The sequence below is a fragment of the Diaphorobacter sp. B2A2W2 genome, from assembly GCF_056730635.1.
Map to the genome: position 1 here is coordinate 56,553 of NZ_JBWZOR010000014.1, position 22,445 is coordinate 78,997.

15 protein-coding genes are annotated in these 22,445 nt (G+C 68.7%); 7 read left to right on the forward strand and 8 right to left on the reverse strand.

Annotated elements, in window-relative coordinates:
* The first annotated feature begins 3 nt into the window (after nt 1-3).
* The 3 genes from AC1PPL_RS18120 to AC1PPL_RS18130 all read left to right on the forward strand — a co-directional run bounded on the left by AC1PPL_RS18120 (nt 4) and on the right by AC1PPL_RS18130 (nt 3,425).
* Nucleotides 4-1,146: an acyl-CoA dehydrogenase family protein gene (locus AC1PPL_RS18120; RefSeq protein WP_479973854.1), complete on the forward strand. Its 1,143-nt coding sequence runs from the start codon at nt 4-6 to the stop codon at nt 1,144-1,146.
* Nucleotides 1,147-1,190: 44 nt separating this feature from the next.
* Nucleotides 1,191-2,177 (forward strand): Bug family tripartite tricarboxylate transporter substrate binding protein, encoded by a 987-nt coding sequence (locus tag AC1PPL_RS18125; protein ID WP_012655225.1) that lies wholly within the window; start codon nt 1,191-1,193, stop codon nt 2,175-2,177.
* Between the two features lie 228 nt (nt 2,178-2,405).
* A complete protein-coding gene (locus AC1PPL_RS18130; protein WP_479973855.1) occupies nt 2,406-3,425 on the forward strand; it encodes a Bug family tripartite tricarboxylate transporter substrate binding protein in 1,020 nt (339 codons plus the stop codon).
* A 27-nt stretch (nt 3,426-3,452) separates the two neighbouring features.
* Here AC1PPL_RS18130 and AC1PPL_RS18135 read toward each other — a convergent pair whose 3' ends face one another.
* The 8 genes from AC1PPL_RS18135 to norR all read right to left on the reverse strand — a co-directional run bounded on the left by AC1PPL_RS18135 (nt 3,453) and on the right by norR (nt 13,396).
* Nucleotides 3,453-3,920 carry a PaaI family thioesterase gene (locus AC1PPL_RS18135; RefSeq protein WP_012655223.1) on the reverse strand — a complete coding sequence of 156 codons (468 nt, stop codon included), beginning with the start codon at nt 3,918-3,920 and terminating at the stop codon, nt 3,453-3,455.
* Between the two features lie 163 nt (nt 3,921-4,083).
* Nucleotides 4,084-5,079 (reverse strand): Bug family tripartite tricarboxylate transporter substrate binding protein, encoded by a 996-nt coding sequence (locus AC1PPL_RS18140; protein WP_011803568.1) that lies wholly within the window; start codon nt 5,077-5,079, stop codon nt 4,084-4,086.
* 27 nt (nt 5,080-5,106) lie between these two features.
* Nucleotides 5,107-6,675 (reverse strand): class I adenylate-forming enzyme family protein, encoded by a 1,569-nt coding sequence (locus AC1PPL_RS18145; protein ID WP_479973856.1) that lies wholly within the window; start codon nt 6,673-6,675, stop codon nt 5,107-5,109.
* Between the two features lie 46 nt (nt 6,676-6,721).
* Nucleotides 6,722-7,672 carry a Bug family tripartite tricarboxylate transporter substrate binding protein gene (locus AC1PPL_RS18150; protein ID WP_479973857.1) on the reverse strand — a complete coding sequence of 317 codons (951 nt, stop codon included), beginning with the start codon at nt 7,670-7,672 and terminating at the stop codon, nt 6,722-6,724.
* Nucleotides 7,673-7,851: 179 nt separating this feature from the next.
* Nucleotides 7,852-9,060 carry a pyridoxal phosphate-dependent aminotransferase gene (locus AC1PPL_RS18155; protein ID WP_479973858.1) on the reverse strand — a complete coding sequence of 403 codons (1,209 nt, stop codon included), beginning with the start codon at nt 9,058-9,060 and terminating at the stop codon, nt 7,852-7,854.
* Between the two features lie 60 nt (nt 9,061-9,120).
* The gene (locus AC1PPL_RS18160) at nt 9,121-10,509 is read right to left on the reverse strand and encodes an L-serine ammonia-lyase (RefSeq protein ID WP_454536437.1); all 1,389 of its coding nucleotides are present in this window, start codon (nt 10,507-10,509) and stop codon (nt 9,121-9,123) included.
* A gap of 82 nt (nt 10,510-10,591) precedes the next feature.
* Nucleotides 10,592-11,641 carry a hypothetical protein gene (locus AC1PPL_RS18165; protein ID WP_479973859.1) on the reverse strand — a complete coding sequence of 350 codons (1,050 nt, stop codon included), beginning with the start codon at nt 11,639-11,641 and terminating at the stop codon, nt 10,592-10,594.
* A 144-nt stretch (nt 11,642-11,785) separates the two neighbouring features.
* Nucleotides 11,786-13,396: a nitric oxide reductase transcriptional regulator NorR gene (norR, locus tag AC1PPL_RS18170; RefSeq protein ID WP_479973860.1), complete on the reverse strand. Its 1,611-nt coding sequence runs from the start codon at nt 13,394-13,396 to the stop codon at nt 11,786-11,788.
* A gap of 273 nt (nt 13,397-13,669) precedes the next feature.
* Here norR and AC1PPL_RS18175 point away from each other — a divergent pair, with 273 nt between their 5' ends.
* From AC1PPL_RS18175 to AC1PPL_RS18190, 4 genes are all read left to right on the forward strand, one after another.
* The gene (locus AC1PPL_RS18175) at nt 13,670-15,976 is read left to right on the forward strand and encodes a nitric-oxide reductase large subunit (RefSeq protein WP_312301640.1); all 2,307 of its coding nucleotides are present in this window, start codon (nt 13,670-13,672) and stop codon (nt 15,974-15,976) included.
* A 69-nt stretch (nt 15,977-16,045) separates the two neighbouring features.
* A complete protein-coding gene (locus tag AC1PPL_RS18180) occupies nt 16,046-16,471 on the forward strand; it encodes a hemerythrin domain-containing protein (protein ID WP_047350136.1) in 426 nt (141 codons plus the stop codon).
* A 277-nt stretch (nt 16,472-16,748) separates the two neighbouring features.
* The gene (locus AC1PPL_RS18185) at nt 16,749-20,078 is read left to right on the forward strand and encodes a bifunctional diguanylate cyclase/phosphodiesterase (RefSeq protein ID WP_479973861.1); all 3,330 of its coding nucleotides are present in this window, start codon (nt 16,749-16,751) and stop codon (nt 20,076-20,078) included.
* Nucleotides 20,079-20,372: 294 nt separating this feature from the next.
* Nucleotides 20,373-22,400: a ribonucleoside triphosphate reductase gene (locus AC1PPL_RS18190; protein ID WP_479973862.1), complete on the forward strand. Its 2,028-nt coding sequence runs from the start codon at nt 20,373-20,375 to the stop codon at nt 22,398-22,400.
* Nucleotides 22,401-22,445: the final 45 nt, after the last annotated feature.

Below are 22,445 nucleotides of genomic sequence, written 5' to 3' on the forward strand. Positions count from 1 at the left end.
ACCATGCAAGACCTGATCCAGCGCACCGTTTTCCGTGAAGACCATGAACAGTTCCGTGACGCCGTGCGCCACTTCTTCGACAAGGAAATCGTGCCGCACCTGGCCGACTGGGAGCGCAACGGCATCGTGCCCAAGGAAGTGTGGCGCAAGGCCGGTCGCGAAGGGCTGCTCAACACCATGCTGCCCGAGCCCTACGGCAGCGGCGGTGACTTCGGCCATGCGGCCGTGTTGATCGAGGAGGTAGGCCGCACCAACGCCACGGCGCTGGGCTTTCCGCTGCACTCGGACATCGTGGCACCCTACATCTACGCCTACGGCAACCAGGAGCAGCACGACCGCTGGCTGCCCAAGATGGCCGCCGGCGAAATGATCGGCGCCATTGCCATGACCGAGCCCGGCGCGGGCAGCGACCTGAAGTCCGTGCGTACCACCGCCAAGCGCGAGGGCGACCACTACGTCATCAACGGTGCCAAGACCTTCATCACCAACGGCATCAATTCCGAGATCGTGATCGTGGTCTGCAAGACCGCGCCCGACCTGGGCGCCAAGGGCGTGTCGCTGATCGTGGTGGAAGACGGCACGCCGGGTTTCAGCAAGGGCCGCAAGCTGGAAAAGATCGGCCTGATGGGGCAGGACACCTCCGAGCTGTTCTTTGACAACGTGAAGGTACCCGTGGGCAACCTGCTGGGCGAGGAGAACATGGGCTTCAAGTACCTGATGCAGGAGCTGGCCCAGGAGCGCCTGGTGGTGGCGGTGCGCGCGGCCCGCTGCATCGAGTCCTTCCTGCAAAAGACCATCGACTACACGCGCGAGCGCAAGGCCTTCGGCCAGACCGTGTTCGAGTTCCAGAACACGCGCTTCAAGCTGGCCGAGGCCAAGGCGCAGGCCACCATGCTGCGTACGTTCGTCGACGAATGCATGAGGCTGCACATGCAGCGCAAGCTGACGCCCGAGCGCGCCGCCATGGTCAAGCTCAACGCCACGGCGCTGCAGAACAAGCTGCTCGACGAGTTCCTGCAACTGCACGGCGGCTACGGCTACATGACCGAATACCAGGTGGGCCGCGCCTGGACCGATGCCCGCATCGGCCGCATCTACGGCGGCAGCGACGAGATCATGAAGGAAATCATCGCCCGCACGCTGTAGCACGAGCCATTCCCTTTCTACATAAAACCCAAGGAGACAACACCATGGCATTCACCCGGCGCAAGACCCTGGGCCAATGGCTGCCCCTGATCGCCCTGGCCGCCACGTGCGGCGTGGGCGCCGCACAGGCGCAGGACCATTACCCGAGCAAACCCATCCGCGTCATCGTGCCCTATCCGGCCGGCGGCGGCACGGACATCATTGCCCGCCTGATCGGCACGCAGCTGTCCCAGCGCCTGGGCCAGGCCGTGGTGGTGGAAAACAAGCCCGGGGCCAGTGGCATCCTGGGCAACGACACCGTGGCCAAGGCGCCCGGCGACGGCTACACGGTGCTCATGGGCATCACCACCGTGGTGCAGATCCCGGCGCTGTACAAGAAGGTGCCCTACAAGCTCAGCGACCTGGCCCCGGTGTCGCAGGTAGCCAAGTCGGCGGACCTGCTGATGGTGCCGCGCAGCTCGGGCGTGACCACGCTGCAGCAGTTCGTGGACAAGGCCAAGGCAGCCCCCGGCACGCTCAACTTCGGCAGCTACGGCAACGCCACCTCGTCGCACATGAACGGCGAGCGCTTCAAGCAGAAGGCCGGCATCGACATCACGCACATTCCCTACCAGGGCTCGGGCCCCGAGATGGCGGCCATGCTGGGCGGGCAACTGTCGCTGGCCTTCGTGGACGCCACGGCCGCCTACCCGCACATCAAGTCGGACAAGATCAACATCCTGGCCATCACCGGCGCACAGCGCCACCCGGCCCTGCCCCAGGTGCCCACCATGACCGAAGCCGGCTACCCCGGCCTGGAGGCCAACGGCTGGTTCGGCATGTTCGTGCCCGCCACCACGCCCAAGGCCATCGTGGACAAGCTGGGCAGCGAGGTGAGTTCCATCGTCAAGTCGCCCGAGCTGAACAAGCGCCTGACCGAGATGGGCCTGATCCCCGTGGGGTCCCTGCCCGACGACTTCAAGGCCCAGATCGACAAGGACGCTGCCCACTGGAAGGCCGTAGCCGAGGCCGCCAAGATCTCGATGGACTGAGATGAAACGATGCCCCCCGAGTCGCTTCGCGCCTGCCCCCGCTCTCGCATTGCTGCCATGCGGGCAGGGGACGCAGCCCTCGCTGCGGGGCGGAGCGGCGCGGGCCTAGGCCGGCATAGGCCCTTGCTTGGTGGCGGCCCTGGCTTGGGGTGCGCCGGTTGCATGGGCTGCGGGCGGTGCGTAGCGCTATGGATAACTGAGATGCCATACCGGCAAAGGAGACGCGCGATGAAACACGAAGCCCACCCCCTTGGATGGAACCGGCGCCACCTGCTGGCCCTGGCCGTCGCAACCGCGGCGGCAGGCCCGCTCGGCGCACGGGCGCAGGCCGCGCCCACCGGCTTCGCCACCCGCCCCGTGCGGGTGGTGGTGCCCTTTGCCGCCGGCGGCGCCACCGACGTGATCGCCCGCATACTGGGCGAGCGCATGGCGCAGCGCTTTGGCCAGTCGGTGGTGGTGGACAACAAGCCCGGCGCGGCCGGCCTGATCGCGGGCGAGATGGTCGCCAAGGCGCCGCCCGACGGCATGACCGCGCTGCTGGGCACCACCTCGTCGATGCTGACCAACAAGTACCTGTACAAGAAAACGCCCTACGACCCGCTGACCGAGCTGACCCCGTTGGTGCGCGTGTGCCTGGCGCCGATCGCCCTGGTGGTCACCGCCGACACGCCGGCGCAGAACCTGCAGGACTTCATGGCCTGGATCCGCTCCCAGAAGGGCAAGCTGACCTATGGCTCCTACGGCATCGGATCGCACGGCCAACTGGCCTGCACCACGCTCAGCGAGGTGGCCGGCGCCGACATGACGCATGTGGCCTACAAAGGTGAGGCGCCGATGGTGCAGGACCTGCTGGGCGGACAGATCAAGATCGGCATGGGCAGCCTGCTGTCGCTCAAGGCGCACATCGACGCGGGCAAGCTGCGCGCGCTGGCCGTGACCGGCCCGCGTCGCGTGCCGCTGCTGCCCGAGGTGCCCACCTTCACCGAGGCCGGCTACCCACAGGATGCGCTGTCGATTGTGGGTTGGTTGGCGATTGCCGGCCCCAAAGCCATGCCGGCCGACGTGGCGCGGCAATGGGCCCAGGCCGCCAACCACGCCGTGGCCAGCCGCGAGGGCCTGGCGCGCATCATCGCCGCCGGCTTCGTGCCGGTGGACGACGACACGCCCGAGAAGTTCGCCCGCCTGTGGGCCCAGGAAGCCCCCGTCTGGGGACGCCTGCTGCAAGCTGCAGGCGTTCAACCCAGCTGAGCAGCCCCGCTGGCCGCCCGCTGGCGCCTAGGCGCTGGCGGATGCAGTGGAGCGGGCGATCAGCTTGAAGCTGCCCGTCGCCATGGCCACCAGCGTGCCGTCCTCGGCGCGCACTTCGCCGCGCACGAAGCTGATGGAGCGGCCGCGCCGCTCGCAGCGCGCGGTGGCAATCAGATCGCCCGTGCCCGCGGCGACGTAATGCAGCGTCAGGTCGATGGTGGCCACGCCATAGGCAGCCGGGTCGTGCGCGCGCGCGGCCGCGGCCAGCGTGCAGTCCAGCAGCGTAGCGATCGATCCGCCGTGGACCTCGCCGCGGCTGTTGGCCTGGTCCGCCTGGAAACGCATGCGCACCTGGGCCATGTCGTGGCCGATGCGCTCACCGCGCAGCGCCATGGCGCGGGCCATGGCCATGGGCAGGCCAAAGAACATGTCGGGGGCTTCGCCGGCGAAGGGGCTCAGGGGAATGTCGGCGGTGATGGAAGACGGTTGTTGCATGAAGGGGATTGTCAGTGGTTCATGGTGCGCCCGCACGGCAGGGCCCAGGCACGGGCGGCCGCGCAAGGGCCTATGCCGGCCTATGCCGGCCGCGCCGCCGCGCTGGCTGCGTCCTGCCCGGCGCAGCCGCGAGGGGGGAAGCGGCGCAGCGGCTCAGGGGGTGTCAATCCACTCTTGCCCCCGTGGACTTGACCACGGCGGCCCAGCGCGTGATCTCGCGCTCGATGTGCGCCTGCAGCGCCTCGGGGGTGGAGCCCACGGGCTCGTAGCCGCCGGCGGCCAGTTGGGATTGCAGCTGGGGCTGGCGCAGCGCGGCGGCGATCTCGCGGCTCAGGCGCTGGGTGATCTCGGGCGGCGTGCCGGCTGGCGCGATCAGCGCATACCAGCCGGTCACGTCAAAGCCGGCAATGCCCTGCTCCTGCACCGTCGGGACCTCGGGCGCCAGGGCCGAGCGCTGCGGGCTGGTGACGGCCAGCGCATGCATGCGCCCGCCGCGGATGTGCGGCATGGAGGTGGAGATGCTGTCGAACGTGAGGTCGATGTCACCCGCCAGCATGGCGTTGACCACGCCGGCGCTGCCTTTGTAGGGAACGTGCGTCATCTTGACCCCGGCGATGCTGCTGAAGTATTCCGCCGCGAGGTGCCCGGTGTTGCCGTTACCGGCTGAGCCAAAGGTGAGCTTGCCCGGCGCCGCCTTGGCGGCCTGGATCAGTTCATGGATGTTTTTTGCAGGCAGCTTGCCGCTGGCCGCCACCACCATGGGCAGGTTGGCCACCAGCGACACGGGGGCGAAGTCCTTGCGCGTGTCGTAGGGCAGCTTGGGATAAAGGCTGTCGTTGATGGCATGCGCTGCCAGCACCATGAACACGGTGTAGCCATCGGGCTTGGCCCGCGCCACATACTGCGAGGCCAGCGTGCCGCCCGCTCCGGGTTTGTACTCCAGCACCACGGGCTGGCCCAGCTGCTGCTGCAACTGCATCGCCAAGGGGCGCCCCAGCAGGTCGGCGCTGCCACCAGGCGGGTAGGGAATCACGAGCTGGATCGGCTTGGCGGGCCAGGCGTCCGCGGCGTAGGCAACGGGCGCCAGCAGGGCGCTGGCGGTCAGGGCCATGCTGGCGAGCAAGGCGCGGCGCAGCCGCGAGGGACGAGGCAGTGACATGGCAGTCTCCGGGTGGTGAGAGGAAAGTCAGCCGGCGATGGGCGCCGCTTGCAGGTACTGCTCGCGCAGCGTGCGCTTGAGCACCTTGCCGATCTCGCTGCGCGGCAGGCGTTCGACCAGCCGCAGGTCGGCCACGCGCTGGGTCTTGCCCACGCGGGTGTTGAGCCATTCGCGCAATTCTTCTGCGGTGGGCTGTGAGCCCGAGCGCCCCACCACATAGGCCACGGGTGTCTCGCCCCACTGCTCGGAGGGCACGCCGACCACGGCGCACTCGGCCACCTGCGGGTGCTGGCACAGCACAGCCTCGATGTCGCTCGGGTAGACGTTGAAGCCGCCCGTGATGATCATGTCCTTCTTGCGGTCGCCCAGCACGATGAAGCCGTCCGCGTCCAGCCGGCCCACGTCGCCGCTGCGGATGTAGCGCCGGCCTTCCGCATCGAACCACTCGGCCTCGCGCGTCTTGTCCGGCAGGCGGTAGTAGCCGCTCATCATCCCGGCCGAGCGGCCGACGATCTCGCCCTGTTCGCCCGCAGGCAGTTCGCGCCCCTGCTCGTCGATGAACCGGATGTCGGCGCCCTCACCCGGGCGGCCCACGGTGTGCAGCTTGTGCGGAAAGTCATGGCAGTGCAGTTCGCAGCGCACGCCGCCTTCGGTCATGCCGTAGTACTCGATGAGCCGGCCCGGCCAGCGCCGCAGCACCTCGGCCTTGAGCGCGGCACTGAAGGGCGCGCTGGTGCAAAACTTGTGTTGCAGCCGGCTCAAGTCCGTGCGGTCGAAATCCGGGCAGGCCATCAGGCGCTGGTACTGCACGGGCACCAGCATGGTGTGGGTAGCGCCGTGCTGCTGGGCCAGCGCCAGATAGCACGCGGCATCGAACTTGCGCATCAGCACCAGCGTGCCGCCCAGCGCCAGCGTGGGCAGCGCCGCCACCAGCGTGGTGTTGGAATACAGCGGCGTGGCGCATAGCGAGACGGCATCGGGCCCGTAGCCGTTGGTGACTGCGCGCCGCACATGCGCCCAGCGCATGGCCCAGGACTGCACGATGCCCTTGGGCACGCCCGTGGTGCCCGAGGAATAGATCACGTTGAACGGCCAGTCGGGCGCGGGCGTGATCGGTGCCGGTGCGCCGTCGCCCTGGACCAGCCATTGCGACCAGGGCTCGCCCGCTTCGGGCGCATCGTCCAGGGCCACGCAACGCAGCGCAGCGCCGGCATGCAGCGGCCATTGCGCGGCCACCTCGCGGTCGCGCAGCACCAGGCGCGCGCCGCAGTTGTCCAGCATGGCGCTCAGGTGCTCGGCCGTGGCCGAAGGCGCCAGCGGCGCCACGGCCACGCCGGCGCGCAGAGCGCCCAGGTAGGCCAGCACATATTCGACCGAGGTGCCTGCGCAGATGGCCACCACATCGCCGGGTTGCATGCCGTCACGCTGCAGGCTGCGCGCCACGCGGTCCATGCCGGCGTGCAGCGCGGCGTAGTCCAGCCGCTGGCCCTCCAGGACCAGGGCGGTGCGGCCAAGGCGGTGCGCGGCCTGGCGTTCAATCAGTTCGGGCAGCGAGCCGAAGGGCTGGGCCAGCAGGTGTTCGATGTCTGGATGCATGGAATCGGGAGAGCAGTGAAAAGAGGGGGCACGCGCCCCGCCCGGGTTATTCGAGGGACAGGCCCGCCGCCTTGACGATCTGTGCCCAGCTCTTGCGTTCCTGGGCGATGAAGGCGTCGTACTCGGCCGGCGTCTCGCCACCGGGCACGCCGCCCAGTTCGGCAAAGCGCTGGCGCACCTCGGGCGTTTGCATGGCCTTGCGCGCCGATTGCTGCAGGCGCTCGACCACCGCATCGGGCGTGCCGGTCGGCGCCAGCAGGCCGAACCAGGCCGTGACTTGCATGGGCACGCCGGCCTCGGCCATGGTCGGCACATCAGGCAGTTGCGCCGAGCGCTCGGCGCTGGTGATGGCCAGCGCGCGGAACTTGCCGGCCTTGATGTGCGGCATGGAGCTGGGCAGGTTGTCGATCATGAAATCCACCTGCTGCCCCAGCAGCGCCGTGACGGCAGGCGCCGCGCCGGGATAAGGCACCAGGGTCACTTCGATGCCGGACTTCTGGCGGAACATCTCCGAGGACATGTGGGGGGACTGCCCCACGCCCGAGGTGGACACATTGAGGCGGCGCGTCTTCGCCAGGCTGACCAGCTCCTGCGCACTGCGCACGGGGGAGTCGGCATGCACCACGAGGATGTTGGGCACGGAGATCACGTTGGTGATGCCGCGCAGGTCGCTTTCCTTGTAGCTGAGCTGCTTGTAGAGGCTGAAGTTGATCGCCACCGGGCCGATGTTGCCCAAGAGCAGCGTGTAGCCGTCGGGCTTGGCGCGCGCCACCTGCGCGGTGCCGATGCTGCCGCCGCCGCCACCCTTGTTCTCCACGACGATGGAAGTGCCCAGGTCCTTGGCCATCTTTTCGGCCAGCACGCGCGCCGCGATGTCGGTGGTGCCGCCCGCAGCGGCTGGCACGACGATGGTGATGGGACGCTCGGGCCAGGCAGCCCAGGTGGCCAGCGGAAGGGCGGTCAGGCAGAGGGCAAGCAGATGGCGGCGCAGGGGCATGTCGTGTCCTTGTCGTGTGCGATGGGGTTCACCACACGATAAGGGCAGGCTGACGGCGACGGCTCAGGGTTTCATGGGAGACACGCTTCGTGATTCAGCAACCCATGCTTAGGCAGGTTGAAAGGACGGCGGGGACGCGTGTACACGTGGTGACTGCGGCCGCCGGCCGCACACGCCTGTCAAGCCGTGGCACGTTGCACGAATCGCGCAAGACGCTCCACGCCCTCACGCAGTCTGGCCCCATCGGACACCGCGTGGCACCAGCGCAGCCAGCCTTCACCCTCGGGGCCGAAGGCCGCGCCCGGCGCCAGGCCCAAGCCGACCTCGCTCACCAGATGTTTGGCAAGCGCCAGGGAGTCGTCAAAGCCCGCTAGGCGGAAGAACACGTACATCGCCCCGCCGGCATCGGGCACTTCCACACCCGGCACGGCACGCAGCGCTTGCACTAGCAGCCGGCGGCTTTCCACGAGGCCCGCGCGCAGCTGCGCCACATGCGCCTCGCCCTGCTGCAAAGCCACCGTTGCGGCGCGCTGCACGGGCTCGAAGATGCAGGAAAAGTTGTACTCGATGACCTTGCCCAGGTCGGCCTCCAGCGCCTCGGGCACCACCATCCAACCCGCGCGCCAACCCGTCATGCACCACGCCTTGGAACAACTGTTGACCGAGATGATGCGGTCGCCCGGTGCGTAGTGGCGCAGGAAAGAAGGTGCGCTGGCCAGCTGCGGGTCGTATACCAGACGCTCGTACACGTCGTCGCTCAGGATCCAGATGCCATGGCGCCGGCAGTGAGCGAGGATCGCCACCAGGCTTTCCTCATCGATGGTCCAGCCCGTGGGGTTGTTGGGTGAATTGAGGATGAGCATGCGCGTGCCCGGCGTGAGCGCATCCAGCAGCCGATCCAGCGCAAGCGTCCAGCGCCCGCCCCGCACCACCAGTGGCACGCGTTCAACCTGCGCGCCCAGGATGCGCGGCATCTCCAGCAGGTTGGGCCACAGCGGCGTGACGGCCACCACGCGGTCGCCCGGCGACAGCAGCATCTGGCAGGTAAGCATCAGCCCGGTATCGCCCGAGGCCACAGCGCCGATGCGCGGGGCGGACACCTCGCGTCCGTGCAGGCCCGACAGATATTGCGCGATGGCCTCGCGCAGGTAGGGCCGGCCCAGATTCTGCGAATAGAACGTCTCGCCCGAACCGAGCGACTGCGCCGCCGCATCCCGGATGAACTGCGGCGTGGGCCGATCGGACTCGCCAAACCAGAAGGACAGCACGTCCGCGCGGCCCATGCCGGTGTTGGCGACTTCGCGGATCAGCGATCCGCCCAGGCTCTGGATGGCGGGCCGCGCCAGGGCGGGCAGGAGTGTATCGGTGGGCGAAGCGGGGTTGTGCATGCGGGCCAGGGATGCAAAGCGAAAAGGTATGGGAAACAGGGCGCTACGGGTCGTAGCGCGTCAGCACTCCACGATGTTCACCGCGAGGCCGCCGCGCGAAGTCTCCTTGTATTTGGTCATCATGTCCGCGCCGGTCTCGCGCATGGTCTTGATGACCTGGTCCAGGCTCACATGGTGCGTTCCGTCGCCATGCAGCGCCATGCGCGCGGCGTTGATGGCCTTCACCGAAGCCAGGGCGTTGCGCTCGATGCACGGGATCTGCACCAGCCCGCCCACCGGGTCGCAGGTCAGGCCCAGGTGGTGCTCCATGCCGATCTCGGCGGCGTTCTCCACCTGCGCGGGCGTGCCGCCCAGCACGGCGCACAGACCCGCCGCGGCCATGGAGCAGGCCACCCCCACCTCGCCCTGGCAACCGACCTCGGCGCCCGAGATGGAGGCGTTCTCCTTGTACAGGATGCCGATGGCGCCAGCCGTGAGCAGGAAGTCGACCACGCCAGCCTCGGTAGCGCCGGGAATGAAGCGCCAGTAGTAATGCAGTACCGCCGGCACGATGCCCGCCGCACCGTTCGTGGGCGCCGTGACCACGCGCCCGCCGGCGGCGTTCTCCTCGTTCACGGCCAGGGCGAACAGGTTCACCCAGTCGATCACCTGCAGCGGGTCCTGCTGGGTGTCGGGCGCGTTCTGCAGCGCCTGGTGCAGCGCGGGCGCACGCCGGCGCACCTGGAAGCCGCCGGGCAGCACGCCGCCCACGCTGCAGCCGCGCGCCACGCAGTCCTGCATGGCGCGCCAGATGGCGAGCAGGCCGGCGTCGATCTCGGCGTCGGTGCGCCAGTGGCGTTCGTTCAGGCGCATCACCTGCGCGATCGAGCCGCCCTGCGCCGCGGCCTGCGCCAGCAGCTGTTCGCCACTGTGAAAGGGCAGCGGCAGCACCTCGGTGTCGGGCGCTATGGCGGCCTGGCGCTGTGCGTCGGCGGCCGCCTGCTCGCTCACGATGAAGCCGCCGCCCACCGAGTAATACACCTGTGCGGCCAGCGTGCCGCCCGCCGCATCGAAAGCCTCGAAACGCATGCCGTTGGCGTGCAGTGGCAGCGTGACGTCGGGCACCAGCAGCAGGTCGGCCGCCTCGTCGAATGCCACTTCGGGGCCGTCGGCCAGCGGCAGGCGGCGCCGGCTGCGGATGCGGGCGATGAGCGGCTCGATGGCGTCCACCTCCACGGTGTCCGGCGCATGGCCGGCCAGGCCCAGCAGCACGGCGCGGTCGCTCGCGTGCCCGCGCCCCGTGGCGCCCAGCGAGCCGTAGAGCGTGCTGCGCACGCGCGCCACCTGCGCCAGCACCCCCTCGCGCGCCAGCCGCTGCGCGAACAGCCGCGCAGCGCGCATGGGCCCCACGGTGTGCGAACTGGACGGCCCGATGCCGATCTTGAACAAGTCGAAAACGCTGACGGCCATGGGCAAGACTCCAGAGGGCAAGGATTACGGTCGTGCGCCATGCTGGCGCGGTCGCGATGGCAAGGGAATCGGGTGTTTCGCCCTAGCTAGGCCCCGCCGGTGCCGCAAGCGGCGCCGGCTGCACGCGCAGCGCCAGGCAGAAGGGCTGCACGCAGGGTGCGCGGCCTTCGTAGGGGCAGCCGGGCGCGCTGCAGGGGGGCTCGGCCGCACGGTCGTTTTCTTGCACACGCGACTGGCCGCTGGCCTGCAGCGCGGCCAGGGCCAGCCAGGGGTCGGTGCGCGCCTGCAGCGGGTCGCGCCCGTACACCACGGCGGCCGCACCGGGTGCCGGCGCCAGGTCCAGCGACAGCCACCCGCTGGTGCGCTGGCCCGCGGCGCCCGGGCCTTGCAGCACCAGCGCGAACAGTCCGGGCGCCAGCGCCTGTGGCGGTCCGGCAAAGCCCACCGACAGGGCCGCTGGCGCGGTGGGCGCAGACGGCAGCGCAGGCATTGCGGCAGCAGGCAGGCGCAGCGTGAGCGTGAAGCCGCGCGCACCGTCGGGCGTGTACACCATGCCTTGCGCCACGCGCGCAATCTGCAAAGCCGGCAGTCCGGTGCCGCCGGCCGCCGGGTCGGTGCCGGCGGGCCACGGCTGGGCCGCCAGCACACGCGGCGCCGCGCCGCCTGCCGGGCCGAGTTGCTGCACCAGCGTATTCAACAGCCGCAGCAGCGGCGCCCCCACACCCTGGGCAGGCCACGGCGCAGGGATGGCCGCGGCGCGCGCAGAAGCGCCCTCGTCGGCCACGGCATCGGCGGAAAGAGCCGCCGGCCCGTGGGATGCGGCCGCTGCCCTGGACGATGCAACCGCGCCGCCAGCCATCGCCTGCAGGCCCTGGCGTGCCTGATCGGAAAGGCTTACCCGCTCACGGCCTGCCGGCACGGCAGGCATGGGGGGCAGCGCCGTCGGCAGCAGGTTTGGCGAAAACGGCACAGGGGGAGCGTCGGTCGGCGCGGAGCCTGCTGGCGCGGCGCCCGCCGGGGTGGGCGCTGCCGGCGCGGCCAGCAGCCAGTTCTGCCGCTGCAGCGCAGCCTCGGCCAGCACGCGCACGGTGGGTGCCAGCGGCGGACGGGGCGGGTCGATGGAGGAGGCCATGGCGCCCCAGTGTCGCAGAGCGCGAGCCCCGCGCCAACGGTGGCGGCCTCCCGAGGGGAGGCTTTTTGCTACTCAATTAGTAGCTTCTACCGCTTACTGGATAAGCGCTAGAGGCAATTTTGTTTCAAAACCCTGCGCGGAGCCTCATCCCTTGAGGCCCAGCCGCCGCGCGAGCTTGTGCAGGTTGCTGGGGTCCACGTCCAGCGTGCGCGCGGCCTGCGCCCAGTTGCCGCCGTGCGCCACCAGAGCGGCATTCAGGACCTGGCGCTGGCAGGCATCCACCGCGTCGCGCAGCGTGCCCGTGGGCGCGGCCAACGACAAGGCGCCGCCTGCCGCGGGTGCCATGGGGGCATCGCTGCGGGGCGTGGCCACGGGTTCGTCCAGCGCGTCCAGGTCCAGCAGGCCGGCCTCCAGCGTGACGATCTCGTTGCGGTCCACGCCGCGGCTCAGGGCCTTGAGCGCGGCGCGGCTGATCACGTGTTCCAACTCGCGCACGTTGCCCGGCCAGCGGTAGCGGCGCAGCGCGGCCTGCGCGTCAGGCGACAGGCGCAGGCTGCGCAGCCCCAGGCGGGCGCGGTTGAGCTCCAAAAAGCGGCCGGCCAGCACCAGCACGTCGTTGCCCCGCTCGCGCAGCGGGGGAATGGGCACGGGGTAGACCGAGAGGCGGTGGTACAGGTCGGCGCGGAAGGCCCCGCTGGCCACCTGCTCGCGCAGGTTGCGGTTGGTCGCCGCAATCACGCGCACGTGCACGCTGCGCGGGCGGTCGGCGCCCAGGCGCTGGATCTCGCCGTTTTGCAGCGTGCGCAACAGCTTGGCCTGCACGGACAGGGGCAGCTCCCCCACCTCGTCCAGGAACAGCGTGCCGCCCTCGGCGGCCTCGAAGCGGCCCGCGCGGTCACTCACCGCGCCCGAGAACGCGCCGCGCACGTGGCCGAACAGCTCGCTCTCGGCCAGCGACTCGGGCAACGCCGCGCAGTTCACATGCACCAGCGGTCGCGCGCGCCGCGGCGACTGGTGGTGCAGCAGCCGCGCGAACAGCTCCTTGCCCACGCCGGTCTCGCCCAGCAGCAGCACGGGCAGCTCGGACGCGGCCACCACGCTCAGCTCATGCAGCAGCCGCTTGAGGGCCGGGCTTTCGCCCACGATCTCCAGCTCGCCGGCGCCGCCGCGCTCGGGCGTCGCCAGCGCCAGGTCGCCTTCGGCCGGGCCGGTGGCGGCCATGCGCAGGGTGCGCAGTTCCTGCTCCAGCCGCGCCACGCGCACCACGGCCTCCACCAGCGGCACCCACTGGCCCAGCCGCTGGCGCGCGGCGGGTCCGAAAGTGCCGGTGGCCAGGGCATCCAGCGTGAGCACGCCCCAGGGCCGCCCCTCCACGTGCAGGGCCACGCCCATGCAGTCGTGCACGGGCAGCGGCTCGCCCACCAGCGTGTCGAGCAGGCCGTCGTAGGGGTCGGGCAACTGGCTGTCGTGCTCGAAGCAGGTCACCTCGCGCCGCGTGAGGATGGCCGCCAGCCGTGGGTGCTGGCCTACGGCGAAACGCCGGCCCAGGGCGTCGCTCACCAGCCCGGTGACGGCCACGGGGCGCAGGCGCTCCTCCTCCAGCCGCAGCAGGGCCACGGCCCCGCAGCCGAACTGCGTGCGCAGCAGGTCCACCAGGCGCTGCAGGCGCACGGCCTGGGGCAGCTCGGCCCCCAGGTCGGCGCACAGCAGCAGGGTAGAGGTGGCGGCCGCAGGCGATACCTCAACAATGGTCATAAAAACCCTTTAAAGGTGTTTTTTACCCAAATTGATATGGGTCTATTTTACCCACGATGGTGTAAACCCTTGATTTTCCATGGCAGCGCCGCTGGCCCAGGGATTGCGAGAGGGGAGGCATCTCTTACCGCGACTGTTCGACCATGCATCGTTACTCCCCCTCCCCCACGGTGTGCCGGGCCCGGCCCGCGCACCCTTGCGAGGGCGCAAGGAAAGTCCCCCCACCCTTCGCCCCGCTGCACCGCTTGATAAACACAATGACGGAGGCCCAACATGGGTAAGTACGCCAAGTATTGGTACACGCTGATAGGCGTGTTGATTGTCACCTTCAGCCTGCTGGGCTTCTACGGCGCAGAGGTCTACCGCACCGCGCCGCCGATCCCGGGGCAGGTGCTGGTGCAGGGCAGCGACAAGCCGCTCTACACCAAGGACGGCATCCTCGACGGCCAGACCGCCTGGCAGTCGGTGGGCGGCATGCAGCTCGGCTCGATCCTGGGCCACGGTGCCTACCAGGCGCCCGACTGGACGGCCGACTGGCTGCACCGCGAGCTGACAGCCTGGCTCGAACTGGCCGCGCAGAAGGACCATGGCAAGGCGTTTGCCGATCTGGACGTGGGCCAGCAGGCAGTGCTGCGTGACCGGCTCAAGACCGAGTACCGCACCAACACCTACGACAAGGCCAAGGACACGATGGTGATCTCGCCGCTGCGCGCCGAGGCCATCGCCATGACCGCCCAGTACTACGACAAGCTGTTCAGCAACGACCCCTCGTTGCAGAAGACGCGCGAGAGCTACGCCATGAAGGAGAACACCCTGCCCAGCGCCGAGCGCCGCGCGCAGATGGCCGGCTTCTTCTTCTGGACCTCCTGGGCCGCCTCCACCGAGCGTCCCGCCGACAACGGCGGCACCGGCGCCACCTACACCAACAACTGGCCGCACGAGCCCCTCGTCGGCAACCAGCCCACCGGTGAGAACCTGGTCTGGTCGGTGATGAGCGTGGTGGTCATGATGGCCGGCGTGGGCTTCCTCGTGTGGGGCTGGGCCTTCCTGCGCAAGCACGACGAGCAGGACCCCACCCCTCCCCAGCACGACCCGCTCTCCCGCGTGGCCCTGACGCCTTCGCAGCGCGCCCTGGGCAAGTACCTGTTCCTGGTGGTGGCGCTGTTCACCGCACAGGTACTGCTGGGTGGCTTCACCGCGCACTACACGGTGGAAGGCCAGACGTTCTACGGCGTGGAAATCTCCCAGTACCTGCCCTACTCGCTGGTGCGTACGTGGCACTTGCAGGCCGCACTGTTCTGGATCGCCACCGGCTTCCTCGCCGCAGGCCTGTTCCTTGCGCCCGTGATCAACGGCGGCAAGGATCCCAAGTACCAGAAGCTCGGCGTGGACGTGCTGTTCTGGGCACTGGTCGTGGTCTGCGTGGGCTCGTTCATCGGCAACTACTTCGCCATCGCGCAGATCATGCCGCCCGAGTGGAACTTCTGGCTGGGCCACCAGGGCTATGAGTACGTGGACCTGGGCCGCCTCTGGCAGATCGGCAAGTTCGCCGGCATCGCCTTCTGGCTGGTGCTGATGGCCCGCGCCATCTTCCCCGCCCTGCTGGCCCCCAACGGCCAGGACAAGAACCTGCTGGCACTGCTGACCTCCTCGGTGGTGTGTATCGGCCTGTTCTACGGCACCGGCCTGTTCTACGGCGAGCGCACCCACATCTCGGTGATGGAGTACTGGCGCTGGTGGGTGGTGCACCTGTGGGTGGAAGGCTTCTTTGAAGTGTTCGCCACCACGGCACTGGCCTTCATCTTCTCGACCCTGGGCCTGGTGTCCTACCGCATGGCCACGGCTGCCAGCCTGGCATCTGCCTCGCTGTTCATGCTGGGCGGCGTGCCCGGTACCTTCCACCACCTGTACTTCTCGGGCACCACCACTCCGGTGATGGCCGTGGGTGCCTCCTTCAGCGCGCTGGAAGTGGTGCCGCTGGTGGTGCTGGGCCATGAAGCCTGGGAGCACTGGAGCCTGCAGCACAAGGCCACCTGGATGAAGAACCTGAAGTGGCCGCTGATGTGCTTCGTCGCCGTGGCCTTCTGGAACATGCTGGGCGCCGGTGTGTTCGGCTTCATGATCAACCCGCCGATCTCGCTGTACTACATCCAGGGTCTGAACACCACGCCGGTGCACGCCCACGCCGCACTGTTCGGGGTGTATGGCTTCCTGGCCCTGGGCTTCACGCTGCTGGTGCTGCGCTACGTGCGTCCCCAGATGGTGTTCAACGAGCGCCTGATGAAGACCGGCTTCTGGTGGCTCAACGCCGGCCTGGTGCTGATGATCGCGACCAGCCTGCTGCCGATCGGCCTGTTCCAGTTCCACGCCAGCGTGGCCCACGGTACGTGGTACGCCCGCAGCGAGGAATTCCTGCAGCAGCCGTTCCTGGAGACCCTGCGCTGGGTGCGTACCTTCGGTGACCTGGTGTTCATCACCGGCGCCCTGTGCGTGACCTGGCAGGTGGTGAGCGGCGTGCTGTTCGCCCCCCGCGCCCCGGCCGCCCCGAGCACCGGAGCCCTGGCAGGCGCCAACCGCTGACGCATCGCGGATACCGGGTGCGCCGCGCGGCGCGCCCGGTCCCGCCCTCGGACCTTTTGAAGAACTGCCATGAACATCGACCGCTTCAAGCACGAGCACCGGGACATCCTGGGCCAGATCGCCACCCTGCGCCAGCTGGCACACAGCGGCGTGGAGCACAACGCGACGGCGATTGCACAGGGCATCGTGGCCATGAGTTCCACCATCAAGCTGCACCTGGCCGTCGAGGACCGCCTGCTGTACCCCGCGCTGCGCCAAGGCGCCGACGCGGAACTGGCACGCCTGGGCGAACAGTTCCAGCGCGAGATGGGGGCGATTGCCGCGGCGTACATGGACTTCGCACGGCGCTGGAACACGCCGGAGCGCGTGCGCACGGACGCCGAGGGTTTCCGTGCAGATGCCAACACCGTGCTGCGCCATGTGTACGAACGCATGCAGCGCGAAAACCGCGACTTTTACCCGCGCATCGAGGCCGAGGAGGCCCTGGCGCATTAAGGTTCGCTCTATTTTTCATAGCTGTGAGCGCTTACCTGTAGAGCGCTGCAGCTCGAAAACGTTTCCATCGGCAAGGCCTTAGGGGCACCTTGCTTTTCAGCCGGCCTTGTGCCGGCTTTTTTTTTGCGCCGCGCGGGCCCCTCCGCGGCTGCCGGCGGGCTTGTCGTTTTTGTGGGGCGATCGCCCGCACAATCACTGCCGTGATGTAACGTCTGCCTACATTTGCACGGGTACCGCGTCCACGCGCCCCTGGCATCGACCCACCACCACGCCGCACATGATGCACCCCGCCCACCGCCAGGAGTTCCGCCAGTCCCTCATCTGGTTCGCCGTGCTGCTGATCAGCCTGTGGCTGTTGAAGACCCTGCCCGCGCCGGATGCCGCGCGCGGCATGGCGGGCTACCTGCCGCTGCACACCGCGATGGAGGTCGTGTCCATCGGCGTGGCGGCAATGGTGTTCAGCATCAGTTGGGCCACGCAAAAGTACCGGCCCAACGGGCGGGTGCTGGTACTCGGCCTGGGGCTGCTGGGCGTGGCGGTGCTGGACCTGACCCACAGCCTGTCCTACGCCGGCATGCCGGACTTCGTGACCCCCAGCGACCCGGAAAAGGCCATCAACTTTTGGCTGGCCGCGCGCGCGCTGGCGGCGCTGGCCCTGCTGTGGGCCGCGTTATGGCCCCACCGCTGGAATGAATGGCTGGGCCGCCGCTCACGCTACGCGGGGCTGTTGTGGGTGGCGTTGCTGGTGGGCGCGGTGCACTTTGTGCTGCTGGGGCATCCGCAGTGGCTGCCCCGCACCTTCACGCCCGAGGCAGGGCTCACGCCCTTCAAGGTCCGTTTCGAATACGCGCTGGCAACCGCGTACGTGCTGGCGGGCGTGGGCTTTCTCACGCAACTGCGCCATGCGCGGGAGTTCGGCCTGTCGCACCTGGCGCTGGCATCGTTCACCATGGCCATGAGCGAGATCTTCTTCACGCTCTACGCCAACGTGACCGATGTGTACAACGTCGCCGGCCACTTCTACAAAATCCTGGCCTATGGCTTCCTGTACCGCGGCCTGTTCGTGGAAACGGTGCAGATCCCGTACCTGGACCTGCGCGCCGCCGAGGCCCGGCAGCGCGCCACGCTGAACACGCTGCCCGACCTGCTGTTCGAGGTGGACCGCAAGGGGGCGTACCTCGCGGTGCACGCCAACGAGACCAGCAAGCTCCTGACCCCGCTGCCCCAGTTGCTGGGAAAAACGCTGGACGAGGCGCTGCCGCCGGCGGCGGCCGCGCAGTGTTTCGAGGCACTGGCGGAGGCTGAACGCACGGGCATGAGCCGCGGCCAGCGCATCACGTTGCCGCTGCCCCTGGGCGAGCGGCATTTCGAGCTGTCCGTCTCCCGCAAATCCGCGGTCGCGGGCCAGCCAGACACCTTCCTGATGCTGTCGCGCGACATCACGCCCACCGTGGAGAACGAGGAGCGCATTCACTCCGAGGCCGGCCTGAACGCCGCCCTGCTGGACCTGCAGCAGCACGACATCCACCAGCCCGAGGCAGACCTGCTGCGGCGCGGCCTGGCGCATGCCCAGACCCTGACCGGCAGCGCGCTGGCCGTGCTGTACTTCGTGCACGACGACGCACGCGGCACCTCGCTGGCCGCCTGCTCGCACGAGAACGCCCCGCCCGACATGCCGCCGTGGGAAACCGCCCTGCGCGAACGCCGCGCCGTGGTGACGAACGCGCCGCACGATGCGGCGGCTTGGCGCGCACCGGGCGGCGCGACGGCCCGCTGGGCTTGCGTGCCCGTGGTGGAAGGCGGCAGGCCGCGCCTGCTGCTGGGCGTGGCCGGCAAGGCGCGGGACTATCACCCACGCGACGCACAGGCGCTACAGACCGTGGCCGACGCCCTCTGGAAGCACACGGCCCAGCGCCGCCAGGAGGCCGTCATCCACCGCCTGTCGGAGGCGCTGGACCAGAGCCCCAGTCCGGTGGTCATCACCGACATCGACGCCAGCATCGTCTACGTCAACAAGGCCTTCAGCGAAGTCAGCGGCTACGGCGCACAAGAGGTGTTGGGCCGCAACCCGCGCGTACTGCAGTCGGGACTGACGCCGCGGACCACCTATGCCGATATGTGGACCAAGCTGCCGCGCGGCCTGCCCTGGCAGGGGGAACTCATCAACCGCCGCAAGAACGGACAGGTCTATACGGAAAACGCTTCGCTTTACCCCGTTCGCGACGTGTTCGGCGAAGTGACGCATTACGTCGCGCACATGGAGGACATCACGCAGCGGCGCGAGGCGGAGGAGCGCATCCGCGCCCTCTCCAACTACGACACGCTGACCGGCCTGCTCAACAAGAAAGCCTTCGACGAACAGTTGACGCAAGCCATCGACCGCGCCGACGCAAGCCACGAACGGGTGTCGGTGCTGTGGTTCGACCTGGACAACTTCAAGCTGGTGAACGAAACCCTGGGCCACGCGGCCGGTGACGAACTGCTGTTGGAGATGGGCAACCGGCTGCGCGCCTGCCTGGCGCCGCACATTCCCGTGGCGCGCTATTCGGGCGACGCTTTCACGGCCATCGTGCCCCTGGCGGACCAGGCGGCGGTGGCGCTGCTGGCGCAGGATGCGCTGGCGCAGCTGCAGACCACACTGCAGATCCACGGCCATGCCGTATCTGTCAGCGCGTCGGCCGGCATCGCCGTCTACCCCGACGACGCGCGCACCGCCAGCACCTTGGCGTCCGCCGCGGAAGTGGCGATGTACCGCGTCAAGCAGGACGGGCGCAACGGGCTGCGCTTCTTCGCACCCGAGATGCAGGCGCACACGCAACGTTCGCTGGAGCTGGCCGCCGGCCTCAAGGACGCGGCGCACCGCGGCGAGCTGTTCCTGGTGTTCCAGCCCCAGCGCACGCTGGGCAGCGGCGCACTGGCAGGCGCCGAGGCCCTGCTGCGCTGGCGCCATCCGCGCTGGGGGCTGGTGTCTCCGGCCGAGTTCATCCCGATCGCCGAGCAAAGTGGCTCCATCGTGGCCATCGATTTCTGGGTGGTGGAGCAAGTGGCGCAGCAGTTGCGCGCCTGGGATGCCGCGGGCCTGCCGCCGCTGGTGGTGGCGGTGAACGTATCGGCTGCGCAGTTCGCGCGGCCGCACTTCGTCGAGGAGCTGGTGCGCATCCTGCAGCGCATGGACGTTTCACCCCAGCGCATCGAGGTGGAGCTGACCGAGGCCGTCGCGCTGAAAAACCCGGAACAGGCCGAGACCACCATCCGCCGCCTGCATGAGGTGGGCTTTCGCGTGGCGCTGGACGACTTCGGCACGGGCTATTCCTCCATGAGCTACCTCAAGCGCTACGCCATCGACAAACTCAAGATCGACCAGTCCTTCGTGCGCGAACTCGCCCACCAGGCCAGCGACCAGGCCATCGTGACGGCCATCATCAAGATGGCCCACAGCCTGCGCATGGCCACCATTGCCGAAGGCGTGGAGACGGCCGAGCAGGCCGCGTTGCTGCAGGCCTGCGGCTGCGACGAAATGCAAGGCTACTGGTACAGCCGGCCGCTGGAGCCCGCCGCGTTCGAGGCCTTTGTGCGCAATGCGCAGGCCGGCGTCGAGTTGGCCTGACACGCGTCGCGCCGCACGCAACCCGGTTGCTACTGTTTTTATAGCTTCCAGCGCTTACCCCTCCAGCGCCAGAAGGCCAAAAGGCGTCAAACCCTCCACGGCGCCCCGATCCCCCGCCCAGCCTCTTGGGTGCGGGCCTGCTGCGGCCCCACCCCGTGGCACGCGGGCCACAAGCCGCGCACCGCACCCCCCTCTGCACAGGCCCTTTTCTGCCCTGCGGTTTGTGCCTGATCAAACTACCTATAGTGTTTGATAGGTATGGTGAACACTATATGTAGTGTTTTAAGGGTTGCCATGACACCACCATCTCCGATCGTCGCCAGCCTGCCGCGCGACGTCATCCAACGCAACGGCGAGCGCACGCCTTTCGATGCTGTGCGCATCCAGTCGGCCATCGCCCGGGCCGGCCAGGCCACGGGCGAGTTCGGCGAGGACGAGGCCCGTCTGCTCACGGCGCAGGCCACCAAGGTGCTGATCCACCGCTTCCATGGCGAGGCACCGACCATCGAGCAGATCCAGGACGTGGTGGAGCAGACGCTGATCGCCGCCAACCATCTGCAGACCGCGCGCGCCTACATGGCCTACCGCCAGCGCCATGCCACCCTGCGCGCCGACCGGCAGACGCTGGTGCATGTGGAAAGCTCCATCAACGAGTACCTCACGCGCGCCGATTGGCGTGTGAACGCCAACGCCAACCAGGGCTACTCGCTGGGCGGGCTGATCCTGAACGTGGCAGGCAAGGTGACGGCCAACTACTGGCTCTCGCACGTCTACGCACCCGAGATCGGCGAGGCGCACCGCAATGGCGACATCCATATCCACGACCTCGACATGCTCAGCGGCTACTGCGCGGGCTGGTCGCTGCGCACGCTGCTGCATGAGGGGCTGAACGGCGTGCCGGGCAAGGTGGAGGCGGGGCCCCCGAAGCACATGAGCTCCGCCGTCGGGCAGATCGTGAACTTCCTCGGTACGCTGCAGAACGAATGGGCCGGCGCGCAGGCGTTCTCGTCGTTCGACACCTACATGGCGCCCTTCGTGCGCAAGGACGGCATGGACTATGCCGCCGTGCGCCAGTGCATCCAGGAGCTGGTCTACAACCTCAACGTGCCCTCGCGCTGGGGCACGCAGACGCCGTTCACCAACCTCACCTTCGACTGGACCTGCCCCGAGGATCTGCGCGAGCAGGTGCCGGTGATCGGCGGCGTGGAGATGCCGTTTTGCTACGGCGAGCTGCAGGCCGAGATGGACGTCATCAACCGCGCCTACATCGACGTGATGACCACGGGCGATGCCAAGGGCCGCGTGTTCACCTTCCCCATCCCCACCTACAACATCACGCCCGATTTTCCGTGGGAGAGTGAGAACGCCGTCGCCCTGTTCGACATGACGGCCAAGTACGGCCTGCCGTACTTCCAGAACTTCATCAACTCCGAGCTGTCGCCGAACATGGTGCGCTCCATGTGCTGCCGGCTGCAGCTGGACCTGCGCGAGCTGCTCAAGCGCGGCAACGGCCTGTTCGGCAGCGCCGAGCAGACCGGCAGCCTGGGCGTGGTCACCGTCAACTGCGCACGCCTGGGCTATCTGCACGCGGGCGACGAGGCGGCCCTGCTGGCGGCGCTGGACCGCCTGCTGGAACTGGGCAAGCAGAGCCTGGAGGTCAAGCGCAAGCTCATCCAGCGCCTGATGGACCAGGGCCTGTTCCCGTACACCAAGCGCTACCTGGGCACGCTGCGCAACCACTTCAGCACGCTGGGCGTGAACGGCATCAACGAGATGGTGCGCAACTTCACCGGCGGCGCGCACGACATCACCAGCGACTGGGGTCACCAGTTCGCCCTGCGCCTGCTGGACCATGTGCGCGCGCGCATCGTGCAGTTCCAGGAAGAGACCGGCCACCTCTACAACCTGGAAGCCACGCCCGCCGAAGGCACCACCTACCGCTTTGCCAAAGAAGACAAGAAGCGCTGGCCCGCCATCCTGCAAGCCGGCACCGAGGCGCAGCCGTACTACACCAACTCGTCGCAGTTGCCCGTGGGCTTCACCGACGACCCGTTCGAGGCGCTGCAGCGGCAAGAGGCGCTGCAAGGCAAGTACACCGGCGGCACGGTGCTGCACCTGTACATGGGCGAGCGCATCTCCAGCGGCGCTGCCTGCCGCGAGCTGGTGAAACGGGCGCTCACCCAATTCCGCCTGCCCTACATCACCGTCACGCCCACCTTCTCCATCTGCCCCACGCACGGCTACCTCGCGGGCGAACACCCGTTCTGCCCGCGCTGCGACGAGGAGCGCCTGGCCGCCAAGCGCGCGCGGCTGGCGGCGTGATTTGAATGAAATCAGCCTCTAGCGCTTATGTAGCAAGCGCCAACA